This window comes from Corynebacterium mustelae (assembly GCF_001020985.1).
GTDB lineage: Bacteria > Actinomycetota > Actinomycetes > Mycobacteriales > Mycobacteriaceae > Corynebacterium > Corynebacterium mustelae.
In genome coordinates this window covers 689,564-701,381 of sequence record NZ_CP011542.1, presented here as the reverse complement: position 1 = coordinate 701,381, position 11,818 = coordinate 689,564, and the positions used below count along the sequence as shown (strand labels likewise).

The following is an 11,818-nucleotide window of genomic DNA, read 5'->3' as shown; positions in this document are numbered from 1 at the left end:
TTTATAACCACTATCGACAATGAGTGGTAATGCGCTAATTATCGTCGGTTTCTTCCGTGTTTAAAAATTCCATCAGCATTCGTGCATGTCGGTACCGCATCGAAAACTGGTTTTTAGTGGATTGAATCTGTTCCCAGGCTGGAATTGCCAGTTCGCGGGCGTGCGCGATCCTACCGATCTGCACCAACATTGTTGCTAAATCGATGGTGCAATATGCGGCTGATAAATCATCTCCGGCTTCGATAAATAGATCACGGGACTGCTCAAACCATTTTTGGGCTTCCCCATGTCGATCACATTCACTAGCCGCTTGGGCCCGTTCGTGGCAATACTTCGCATCCACCGCCATTGGGTGCGCTGCGTTAGTTAAGTGATAGTTCTTTTTTGCTTCAAATGCGGTTTCAAATAGTCGTTCCGCCTGTTCATACACCGCGTCCGAAACATAGCCAGGGCGGCTCACCCGCACCCACGCTGCGTTGCTTAACCGCTCCACGTATTCGGTGGCGGCCATTGTTACCGCTTCCTGGTCACCGGCTTCTTGAGCTTCATCTAACCCGGCAGCCGCAATGTCGACAATCCAGTCGGCCAATTGGGCGCCCCGATCGTAGTTGCCTTCAGCATTGAGTCCGCGAATGGCGGATTCAATGGCCTCGATTTTCTCTTTCGGCTTACTGCTAAGCGACGCCAAGGTTAGGGCGTGTTCCGCTGCTGCAGCATCCATGTCTAGTGCGTCCAAGGCGCTGATCAAACCACGCCGCAAGGAGAGCTCAACATCGGAGGCGACATGGTTGTCAGCATTGGTGGCGGCCGCGATGGCAATATCTGCGACCTCAGCAGCTTCGGAAAATTCCCGTTGCGAGGATAATACCTCCACGAGAATCTCTGCGGCCTGCAACCGTACATTGAGTAAACCGCAAGCGGCAGCCAAGTTTAGGCAGTGCCGGGCGGGAGCTTTGGCTTCGTCTGGGTAACCGGCCGCCTGCGCTGCCCGCGCCAAAATATAAAGCCCCTGGAGTCGCACCCCGATTGGTTCTTCGGACTCAGTGTGAATAGCGGTATCCGCAAGCTGCGCGGCTTCGCGCATATTGCCCGCGTCGAATTCCGCCAACGCACCAGCAAGCATCTCTCTGGCAGGTTCACGCTCAACCCCTGCGGATAACCGCTGTGAAAGTAGCCATCCTCCAGTTCGGAGCGTGTAAATGCTGGGGATTCTGGAATCTAATTCCTGCGCTGCAGCGGCAAGCTGCGCAGCGTCATAGCTGCGCCAGCTACCGTTCGTGTCGATAATAGCTAGATCACTGTCAGCGACACTGCGGCCTTGGTTAACCAAACCGTAGTCGATCTGTGCGGGGGCGAATTGCCCGGAAACATCTGGGATATCGCCCTCCGGCGCAAGCTCCGGCACTGGCTGGACGTCAAAAATATCCCGACGTACTTTCTCCACCATATAGGGGGTTTCCAAACCCGGGCGGTTATCGTATTGGACCGCCAGCTCCAAAGCCAGGTCGGTACACCACTGATGTACTTGGGCTACTGTTGGGTTTTCGATGACTGGAGCTGTGGTCCACCCTAAGCCGTCGCCAGGCAGGGTAACGGGTATGGTCTCGTCTTGGTTAGGGTACGCCCGGAAGAAAAACGCAGCTGCGGCGGCAACGCTTAACAGGATGCGTGGCGTTTCGGTTTCTTGCCACCAGGGTAAAAACCGGGTGAATAGTTCCATCCCGCGTTGCCACCGCTGTGGCCGCCCCGCCATCGCCGATAACCCCAGGTATTGGAAGTGATTCGGGAAATGATCAATATAGGCGCTGCGTCGGGAGTGCTTCTGCATGGCTTTGACGAAGGCTGGCCATGCTTTATCGTCATATCCAGCCCGTAGCCATGGTTCTAGCATGGTGGCATACAGGCTCTCAGGTTGCGAATCGCAGAAATTCTCCGGATCAGAAAGCCCTCGCTCCCCCGCCTTAATAGCCGCATCGATGTCCCCGCGCCCAAGATACATTTCCACCAAATACATCGGGTCGCAGCCGGTGCAGTCGTTGAACTCGGTGTGGCTATCGTCGGCCCACGCCGTCTCCCACAGCTGACTATAGTGCTGCGCTTTTTCGGCTTGCCCTAACGCGGAGTGCGCAAAATAGCGCCTGAGGTAGTACGCCTTAAGGTTATCGCCGCGTTGTCGGTAGAAGGCTTCCATCTCATCAAGGGTGCCAAGCAGCTGATCAGCACTGATGGTAGGCAGATCGCGCAACACTCCTACCAGGTATTTGTATTGCCATCCGAATGCGGACTGCATGTCGTCGTCGAAAAGATCGGGGCGCCGCTTACGGAATTTATCCAGCCATAAAAACGGTGCGACAATGCGGGTGCTCTCACCACCCATAGCAAAGGCGCTAACCAGCGACAGATAGCAAATCGCTTCAAGGTATTCGTCGCCCTCCTCGCCCGCGCGTTTGGCGGCTTCCCCCCACGCCGCTGAGCACGCTTTACCCCACGGCATTGCATCTGCTTTTTCCATCAGATCGCTTAAGGTCTCTTGCTCCATCATTGCCTTATTCCTTCTAGCTTTTCGACGTCTCCACTGCGGCGGTTCCCTTAGTGGTTGTTACTCTTCCTCGGGCAGCGGGCGCTCAATTTCGAATTTCTCAACGAAGTCTTCCAGGTGCTCCAATTGGGCTTCAATCCCCGTCTGGCAATATAACGACAGCTGCTCGTCTGTCGCACCTTTTGCGATGAAGAAAACGTGGTCGGAATCGACGTACACATCGCCGTCATCGTCAATACCAACACCACAGGTGCCAATCGTGCCATAGAGATTTCTGTTTTGCACCCAGCTTTCGGTATCCGGCAATTTCTCCTTCGGCAACGGCACGTTGAAGAACCGGAAACCGAAATACAGCAACGCGTCGTTGATGATTTCTACCCGCAGAAAGAAACCATTCACACCGGTCGCAAGATGATCCCCGCGATTGTCATAGCTAAAGTCGTTATCCTTAAAAACTTTCTCTATCCGCGCTAGGGTTACCGGCTGCGGCTCATCCGTATTTGTAAACCACGCCATTGTTTATTCCTCACCCTCTTCTTCCCACGTAACCAAATGCGGGAATGCTTCCTCAAACTTACTTAACGCCATTAACGACTGCGAAAAGGTAGCGCCAAGGCACTCATGTAATTGTTCGTTCGTTAACCCCGCTGCAATAGGTGTGGCGTGTTCGGCAATAACCGTCATGTCGTCTTCATCGTCAACGTGATAGCCCATTTTTGGGAAAAACATCTCTGCATTTATCTCGGCACATAACCGAGCCACCGCCTCATGGTGTTCTTTTGAGATCTCCGCCCGCCACATCGTGCTTATTTCCATCAGATCCGGCTCGGAATAAAGAAAGATAGACACCAAGCAGTTATCGAAGGCTACTTTAATCGCGCCGTTTTCCGTCACATATTTAAGTTCCATCGAGGTCAACATTTCCTCGATTCGCGGGATTGTTACCGCAGGTAGACTCATATATCCTCCTCATTTTTATGCAACTGAACAAAGAATAGCGAAACTAGACGTCAGACAATTCAAGTTGAAAATCTTGTTACGCCATTGTGACTGAACCGGAAAACCAGCCTCATCGCTGACCCAACCAAGCAGCACAAACCCTGCCTAGCGTGTCGACGATTCCCAAGCCTCAGCCGCCCAGAGTGTCCGTTATTTTCCGCGCTACTGCTGGCGTTCAATGCCAAATTCTTCGACGAAATCTTCCAAGTTATCCAGCTGGGCTTGGATTCCCACCTGAAAGAACTCCGCCAATTGCTCATCTGTTGCACCTTGTGTGACAAGGAACGCATGCTGGGAAGAAACGTAAACCTCGCCGTCGTCATGAACGCCGACGCCAAACGTTCCGATTGTTCCGTCGAGATTTCGCTCCTTGGCCCAGCGTTGGGCTTTCGGCAATGCTTCCTCAGTTAGCGGAACCTCAAAGAATCGGAACCCGAAATCCAGTGCTTTTCCGTCAGGGATCGTGACCCAAAGGAAAAACCCGTCGATCATGGCCGTGATGCCATCCTCACGTCGCGTGTAGCTAAGGTTGTTGTGTTTAAAGACCTGCTCTACCCGATCAATGGTTACTGGCTGCGGCCAATCCGCTTTTTTAAACCATGCCACGATTATGCCCCACTCCCGTGATTCCCGGCCGCCACGTGCGGGAATGTCTCCTCAAACTTTTCTATGGCAGTGAATTCGTGCGCAAAGGTCGCTCGTATACAGTCCTCTAATTGTTTATCGGTCATCCCCGACCCGATCGGCATAGCATGCTTGGCGACGATCGTCATGTTGTCATCTGCATCAACGAGGTAACACATTTTAGGAAGATACAATTGCTCATTTAATCTCACGCAAAGATGAGCCGCCAACTCATGGTTTTCTTTAAGAACTTTTGAACCCCACATCGCGGATATCTCCATCAGATTGATGTCAGAAAACAAAAAGATAAAAACTAATGCGTTATCAAACCCTATGACGATTTCATCGTCGTCTGTCTGGTGCCCAATCCCCATCGAATCCAACGTTTCCTCGATACGCGGAATCGTTACCGCAGCTAAACTCATATATCCTCCTTGGATTTTAATGTGCGCTCATAGAATAGCGAAGCACCCCGACACAGACCTGTGGCCGCAAATCTTGGTACTCAATCGGAGTCGTGCGGATACGTTATGCGAGCTGGCATAAACCAGCACATCGGTAGATGCGCTAGTTATGCTCATGGCGTTGTTGTGGTGTTTCTTCGTAAAAACGAGGAATATCGAAACTAGCTACCAAATCTTCCAAATGCGCTAACTGGGCATCAATCCCCGCGTCTAACCAGGAGGCCAATTGTTCGTCAGAGGCGCCGTATTTGATAGCGAAAGCATGATCGCTTGCAACATGAATGTCACCGGTTTCTTCCATCACGAAGGTACAGCTGCCAATGGAACCACCTTGGTTGCGAGTATTTGCCCAATCAGCAAGAGCCGGGATCGACCCCTCCGCGATGGCGGCAGACGGATGGGCGGCGTTGACCCGCAGCATCTGCTTGTCCGCAACATGCGCGCGAACGAGAAATCCATTGAAACCAGTAAAGAGCGCATTGTCGATGATTTCGTATTGGTAGCCGTGATTGACGAAATAATCCACCACCCGCGCCATTGTCACCGCAGGTTGACCCAAGTGTTGCTCCGGCGTTTCCTCTGGGCTTTGCGCGTCTTCTGCCGCTAATGTTTCGTCTTCTAGTTCTGTTGCGTTCGCAACCGGCTCGGATTCCGTGGCGGCAGGTGACAGGGCTGAATCCGATGCTTGTTCCTCAGCAAGCTGTGCTGGTTCTTCACCCCCGGTCGGTTGTGCCGGTTCATCCGTGTCAGGTTGTGCCGCTTTGTCCTCAGCTGGCTGCGGCGCTTCTTCTGGGGTGAGGGTGGTTTCCTGTGAGATTTCCTGCAAAACCAGGTGGGGTGACGCCACCGCTTGATTGGAGATTTGCACGACAACTACCGGGGGCGTTGTGTCGTTGTCGCTTTCGCCATCAGTCGGGGTCTTTGGTTCCTCTTCTGATTCTTTCCAAGTGACTAACTCGGGGAAGTCGGCGTCGAATACGTCAAATGATTGCCGCATGTTATGCAGCGCCACCTCAAGCACGAGCCCCAGTTGGGCGTCGTCAAGCCCCTCCCCGATCGGCATAGCGTATTCCGCAACCACGCTCAGGCTGTCAGTATCATTGTCCACGACACTGTGCTTGGGCACCAGTTTCTCGTTATTCAAATGTTGAACCTTCTCGCGCACCGCTGCATGATAATCAGCGGAAACGTCAGGGCGCCAGATGCCAAGGACTCGCAGCAGTTGGGCGCGGGGCAGTAATTGACACAGAATCGTAGCGTGTTCCGTGTCAATCTGCACGATGCTATCGCTAGGGGTGTTGCTGGTTATCCCCATTTTCCCAAGTGTGGCTTCAATGCGCTCTTGGGTCACAGTGGAAGTAACCATGAAACTCCTTTACTTCAATTGAGAATAACCGTGCCAAGTTTATCGAAACTTCATTCATTGGGTGGCGCAACAAACTTCAATAAAAGTTTTTTAATGTTACGGCCGTATCCAACCCGCTTCAGCCAACCCCAGCATTTCATTAAGTGTTTCTAAATGCTCCACGAGCAGTGCGGTACCAGTAAGAATCCACTCTTCTAATTGTTGATCAGTGGCACCAAAAATAACTGGGATGGCGTGGGCGACAGTAAACCGAATCGTACCGTCCGCAACCTCGTAGGCGCAGGTACCAACCGTGCCACGTGAATTTCGAATATTAGCCCATTCTTTAACAATGGGGAGCTTGGAAATATCCAGTTCCGAATTCTCCCGCCGCACGCTAAACACAAGGTTCTTTTCGCCTAAAAGCTGGAAAAACGAAAAATACCCTTGGATCCAGGTGGACAAGCCGCCCTCATCGACTTCGCATTCCACGTTATTCTTGCGAAAAATCGCCTCAACCCGCGACAGTGTCACTGGGGTGGGATCAGATTCCGCAACGTTGTGCGTCCATGACATGAGTTAGGCTCCCTCTTCTACCAATGTCCAGTGCACCAATTGCGGGAAACGGTCCTCACAATCTTTGAAGCTGAGCATGATATTGCGTATCGACGACTCCACCACCATCCCCAGTTGGTCATCGCTGAGTCCGGTGTTGGTGAACACATAATAATCTGCGGTGACGGTGGCTCGGTGATCATCAGAAATAGCCACCCCGTGTTTTGGCACAAAGTGGTTCCAATTCAAACTAGCAACAAATTCAGTCACGTCAGGCAATACATCGTCGCCGATGACGGCATGCCACATGCCAAAGAAATGCAGCAAGGCGTTCTCCGGGTAGGTGGCACACACGATGGTGGCATTGTCGAAAGAGAACTGGGTAACCGTTTCCGATTGGCGTTCATAATGTAAACCCATCGAATCCAGTGCCATTTCAATCCGATCATTAGTAACGGGAGGAAGGCTCATGGGACTCGTTTCCGTTGCTTTGGCTGTACGATAATCCCGCCCAGTGTAAGCAAAGCATCACGCCGAATGGGCTGGTTTTAGAAACGTTTAACCAACTTCCTAAGCGACTCAAACACGAGCCAAATGTAGTTCTTTCTTTCCGGTACCCTCCGGTTGGTTTCGATGGTTTGCCTTAGCTAGCTCTCCAACCAGGCGTCGAATTCAAAGTGCCGGGCGCGTCTCTTTTCCCAGGAATGCAATTAAAAAGTATCGATTATTACTTCGCGCAATCGGTAAAAGCCTTTACTCATGTAGCTCACAATCTCCTGGCCAATAAGGTGCACACCAGCTTTTGGTTCGGTATCCCAACCCCGACTCGACCTTTCCGTCCCTAAGGCTACGAATCCATACACCGAACCCTGTAAAGGTCGAGTTGCCTACGGGTGATCGCGCCAGCTCCCCATTTCAAAGGCAGGTTCTTAGGGCGTCATCACTTGGCATCCGCCGTGGGCTAAGCTGCGATTCTTCGCCCCAAGTACTAATCTCCGGCGTGGCCAGTTCGGTGTCCCAACCCCGACTCGACCTTTCCGTCCCTGAGGCTCCGAATCCATGCACCGAAGCGTGTAAAGGTCGAGTTGCCTGCGGGCGACCGCGTCCCTAACCATGCCTACCTGCAGGTTTTGTGGCGTCTCACCCCATAACAGCCCGCATGATGCGACGTTAATGAATACGTGGACTTATCGGTGTTAAAAGCGCACTGGCTTCGCCTCACGGTTGAAACCGCACCTGAAAACCTGGGCCCAATTCGGTTTGTAATCGGCGCGCCAACCGTGCACCGTTAGTGCGAAAGGCTGTCTCAGCTTCCGGGGTCGGGAAACCCGAGGAAGCCGGGTCATCCCAGTTGAGTATCGCATCGTAGCGGTCTTGCCACTGATATAAGTCAGCTATCAGGGTGGCGCTTAGCGGCAAGCTGGCCGGATCGACATTAAATTCCGGATAGTCCCAACTCCACAGCGGAAAGCAGCCATAATCCGCCATGAGTTTTAGTTCCTTAGGCGAAGAATCGTTCACGGTTTTTAAACTATTGCACCGGTGGCAGGATATGGAACGTGCGACTGAAGTCGACCAAATTACCGGTTTGCACCGAAATCGCTGCCAGAATCCACTCCGCCAATTGCTCATTGGTTGCCCCGGTATCGGCGATAAACACGTAGTCACTCGCCACGTATAACGTTCCGTCGTCGTTAGGGTTCACCGTGCAAATCCCCAATGTACCAGCAACATTGCGGTCATTAGCCCACTTTTGCACCGCAGCCAACTGCGAAGGCGCAAGTGGAGCCTGCGGGTGAGATACCCGCACCCCTAAGTACAGTTGGGATGGGAAATCGATATCCACGCAGAATCCTTCGCTTGAGGTCATCATAACGCCATCAAGCAATTGGTAGGCCCAGCCTTGGGCAGCAAAAACCGACTCGACCTGAGCTAAAGACGCAGGGACGGCAACGTTAGGCGACCAGTCGGTTAGCATCAATGGGGTACCAACCGGCCACGTCACCGTCTCAGGCACCACCTGTTCAATATCGGCGAATGCCTCCAATGTAGTGCGAATGGTCAAATCAATAAAGCGCGCCAATTGGTCGTCGCTTAGCCCCTGACCGGTGAGCATCCGTTGCTCAGCAGATACCCGAATCGCGCCCGCCGCCGAAGTCTGCCAAATAAGTTTCGGCATGTACCGATCCGCATTGAGATCCATGATTGCAGCGCACAGTCTCTGCTGGGTATCAGGGGTGACGGCCTCACCCCGCCACTGGGCAAACATCCGAATCATGGCCGCATTCGTAGCCAATTGGAATGTAATCTGACCATTGGGAACCATCAGTTGAACCCCACCGTCAACCACGGTGCCGGTTGTCACGCCACAACGATCAAGGGCAGCCACAATACGTGCAGAAGTAACCACAGAAGTCATAACGGCTTAACCCAAGTCGTCGTGCTCAACCAACTGCCGGGCAGCCTCAGTGATCGAACCCGACAGGGACGGATACACCGAGAACGTCTCCGCCAATTGCTTCACCGTCAAGTTATTGGTCACAGCCACCGAGATCGGCAGAATCAGCTCCGACGCGGTTGGTGCCACAACGACACCGCCGATGATTATGCCGGAATTCTTGCGGCAAAACAGCTTGACAAAACCGTGCCGCAACGATCGCATTTTCGCCCGTGGATTCGTCTCCAACGGAAGCATCACTGAACGGGCAACCACCGCACCTGACTCAATCTCGCTCTGGGTAACGCCCACCGCAGCAATTTCTGGTCGGGTAAATACCGCTGTCGCCACCGTTTTTAACCGCAACGGTGAAACGCCTTCACCCAAGGCATGGTACATGGCAATACGCCCCTGCATCGCGGCGACCGACGCCAAGGGGAACAAATCGGTACAGTCACCAGCGGCGTACACGCCGGAAACATTTGTGCGCGACACCCGGTCCACCTTGATATGGCCAGAGTCGGTGGTATCAATCCCGATGTGCTCCAATCCTAAGTTCTTCGTATTTGGAATGGAACCAACCGTCATCAACGCATGGGAACCAAAAATCTCGCGACCATCAGAAGTACGCACGCACACGCCACCGTCGTCAGTGCGGGTAACTGAATCGACCCTAGCGTGTTTCTCCAGTGACACACCCCGCTGCGCCAAAACGGTCTCCAACACATCAGCAGCGTCAGCATCGTCATGTGGCAAAATCCGATCGCGGGAGGCAACCATCGTCACTTTCACGCCCAGCTCAGCAAATGCTGAAACAAACTCTGCACCAGTGACACCGGAACCGACAACAATCAAGTGCTCTGGAAGCGAAGTCAAATTGTAAATCTGCTGCCAGGTTAAAATCCGTTCCCCGTCCGGCTGGGCATCCGGCAGAATCCGTGGCGTAGCACCGGTGGCAACCAGCACCAAGTCACATTCAATGGTTTCCGTTACGCCATCGGCGCCTTCCACCTTGATGTAGTGCAACGTTTGCTTGGTGTTGTAGTCATCAAATACGCCACGCCCATTAATGACACGTACCCCGGCGCGCTCCACGCTCCGGCGAATATCCGCTGATTGTTCCCCCGCAAGTTGTTGCACACGCGCATTGAGGGCGTCGATAAGCAAATGTGCCTCACCGATCCCTTTGTTAAGACCCATGTCATCGGCACGCCGCAGGTCAGTCTTGATGTTGGCGCCCGCGATGAACGACTTGGATGGCACACAGTCGTGGATGACGGCCGAACCACCCAGACCTAAATCTTCCACGATCGTGATCTCAGCACCGTATTTTGCCCCCGCCAATGCTGCTTCATAGCCAGCTGGGCCACCGCCGATAATAACAATGCGTTTTGCTTGAGCCGATTGCGTGGACAAGAATCCTCCAAATATGGGTCAGTTACGTTTTTAAGGTGAAACCTCACGTTAGTTTAATGCACTGCTTTTGGGCTTGTCGAAGTAATCTTTTTTGGCGTCAATGTTAGGGGGTAGCAAAAACATCGGAGCAAGAATTGAATCGATCCACCACGCCAGCGAACAACCTAATCCCCACCGGGATGCAATTTTCATCAGCCAACATATCGCCCTTGTGTAGATCTCCTTTCGGGCTTAATCCATCCCAGCATCCTAACCGGGCCATCGCACCGGGGACATGCTCTAGGTACCAGGAGAAATCCTCACCGCCGGAGGACTGTGGCGCTTGTACCACTGATTGGGGGTCCATGGCGCGAGCAGAATCGGCCAATACTGCGGTGGAGACGTCGTCGTTGACTACTGGTGGGACGCCTTTAACGTAGGTGAGTTCGTACTGTGCCCCGGTGGGGGCAACGATGCTAGCGACCATGTCTTCTAGCACTGGTTGAATGCTGCGCCACACTTGGATATCGCCGGTACGAATCGTGCCTTTCACTGTTCCTTCTTCTGGAATGGCGTTGGGAGCAAAACCTGCGTTGATGGCACCGAACACCATGACCGTGGAGGTGCGCGGGTCGATGCGACGGGTAAGTAACGCTGGTAAATCGGTGACTATTTTCGCCAGCGTGTACACCACATCTTGGGTTAGGTGCGGCCGTGAGGAATGCCCACCGCCGCCGGTGACTTTCACTTCCACTACATCGCCTGCAGAGGTAATAGGGCCCACCCGAACACCGATCATCCCGGTGCGCAGTTTCGGTTCCGCATGAAGCGCGAAAATATGGGTGATTCCTTCCAACACCCCCAGCTTGATCACATTGGGGGCGCCGGAATCCATGACCTCTTCCGCGGGTTGGAAGATTATCCGAATTCCGATGCTAAGTAGCCCCTTTGTTGCGGCTTCGGCGAGTGCACACGCTAAGCCCAGCGCGATGGTGGTGTGGACGTCATGGCCGCAGGCATGCATGACTCCTGGGGTTTGGGAGGCGAAGCTACACCCGGTATTTTCTTGGATGGGGAGGGCATCAATGTCAGCACGAAAGGCGATTTTTTCGGGCGTGTTGGGCCCTATATCGACCATTAATCCGGTGGTGGGAAACATTTGGGGGGTGAGGCCGCGTGATCGTAACACGGAGGCGATGCGCTTGGTCGTTTCAAATTCCTGGTCTGATAGCTCAGGGTGGGCGTGGAAATGCCGACGCCATTCGAATACTTCGTCTAAGTGGCTGGTCAACCAGTCGCGTACGGCGGCAGAAACGGCCGATTGCGGGTCGGATTTTATGCTGTGCTCCGCTGTCATTATTCTCCGTGAATTGTGGTGGTTTTCGCTTGCATAGTTGTAAATTATGCTATGCATCTGCCCACTTATCCTATAACTGGTGGCTAAGCTTGAGGGTATTTAC

At 53.2% G+C, this 11,818-nt stretch carries 12 protein-coding genes; all 12 read right to left on the bottom strand.

Annotated features, from left to right (window positions below; all coding sequences use genetic code 11):
• Window positions 1–34 precede the first annotated feature (34 nt).
• Complete coding sequence (locus CMUST_RS03295) at window positions 35–2,542, bottom strand: hypothetical protein (RefSeq protein WP_047261323.1); 2,508 nt, start codon at window positions 2,540–2,542, stop codon at window positions 35–37.
• 57 nt (window positions 2,543–2,599) lie between these two features.
• Entirely contained in the window at window positions 2,600–3,055 is a 456-nt protein-coding gene (locus CMUST_RS03290) for a YbjN domain-containing protein (RefSeq protein ID WP_047261322.1), read from the bottom strand.
• A gap of 3 nt (window positions 3,056–3,058) precedes the next feature.
• Window positions 3,059–3,499, bottom strand: a complete 441-nt coding sequence (locus CMUST_RS03285) for a type III secretion system chaperone family protein (protein ID WP_047261321.1) — start codon at window positions 3,497–3,499, stop codon at window positions 3,059–3,061.
• A gap of 201 nt (window positions 3,500–3,700) precedes the next feature.
• Window positions 3,701–4,144 (bottom strand): type III secretion system chaperone family protein, encoded by a 444-nt coding sequence (locus CMUST_RS03280; RefSeq protein ID WP_047261320.1) that lies wholly within the window; start codon window positions 4,142–4,144, stop codon window positions 3,701–3,703.
• Between the two features lie 2 nt (window positions 4,145–4,146).
• Entirely contained in the window at window positions 4,147–4,587 is a 441-nt protein-coding gene (locus CMUST_RS03275; protein WP_047261319.1) for a type III secretion system chaperone family protein, read from the bottom strand.
• 142 nt (window positions 4,588–4,729) lie between these two features.
• Complete coding sequence (locus CMUST_RS03270) at window positions 4,730–5,992, bottom strand: YbjN domain-containing protein (RefSeq protein WP_047261318.1); 1,263 nt, start codon at window positions 5,990–5,992, stop codon at window positions 4,730–4,732.
• A gap of 96 nt (window positions 5,993–6,088) precedes the next feature.
• Window positions 6,089–6,547: a hypothetical protein gene (locus CMUST_RS03265; RefSeq protein WP_047261317.1), complete on the bottom strand. Its 459-nt coding sequence runs from the start codon at window positions 6,545–6,547 to the stop codon at window positions 6,089–6,091.
• A gap of 3 nt (window positions 6,548–6,550) precedes the next feature.
• Window positions 6,551–6,997 (bottom strand): YbjN domain-containing protein, encoded by a 447-nt coding sequence (locus tag CMUST_RS03260; RefSeq protein WP_047261316.1) that lies wholly within the window; start codon window positions 6,995–6,997, stop codon window positions 6,551–6,553.
• A gap of 747 nt (window positions 6,998–7,744) precedes the next feature.
• Window positions 7,745–8,047 (bottom strand): hypothetical protein, encoded by a 303-nt coding sequence (locus CMUST_RS03255; protein ID WP_201779215.1) that lies wholly within the window; start codon window positions 8,045–8,047, stop codon window positions 7,745–7,747.
• Between the two features lie 10 nt (window positions 8,048–8,057).
• Window positions 8,058–8,945: a YbjN domain-containing protein gene (locus tag CMUST_RS03250; protein WP_047261314.1), complete on the bottom strand. Its 888-nt coding sequence runs from the start codon at window positions 8,943–8,945 to the stop codon at window positions 8,058–8,060.
• A 6-nt stretch (window positions 8,946–8,951) separates the two neighbouring features.
• A complete protein-coding gene (locus CMUST_RS03245) occupies window positions 8,952–10,379 on the bottom strand; it encodes an NAD(P)H-quinone dehydrogenase (protein WP_047261313.1) in 1,428 nt (475 codons plus the stop codon).
• 103 nt (window positions 10,380–10,482) lie between these two features.
• Window positions 10,483–11,715 (bottom strand): amidohydrolase, encoded by a 1,233-nt coding sequence (locus tag CMUST_RS03240; RefSeq protein WP_047261312.1) that lies wholly within the window; start codon window positions 11,713–11,715, stop codon window positions 10,483–10,485.
• Window positions 11,716–11,818: the final 103 nt, after the last annotated feature.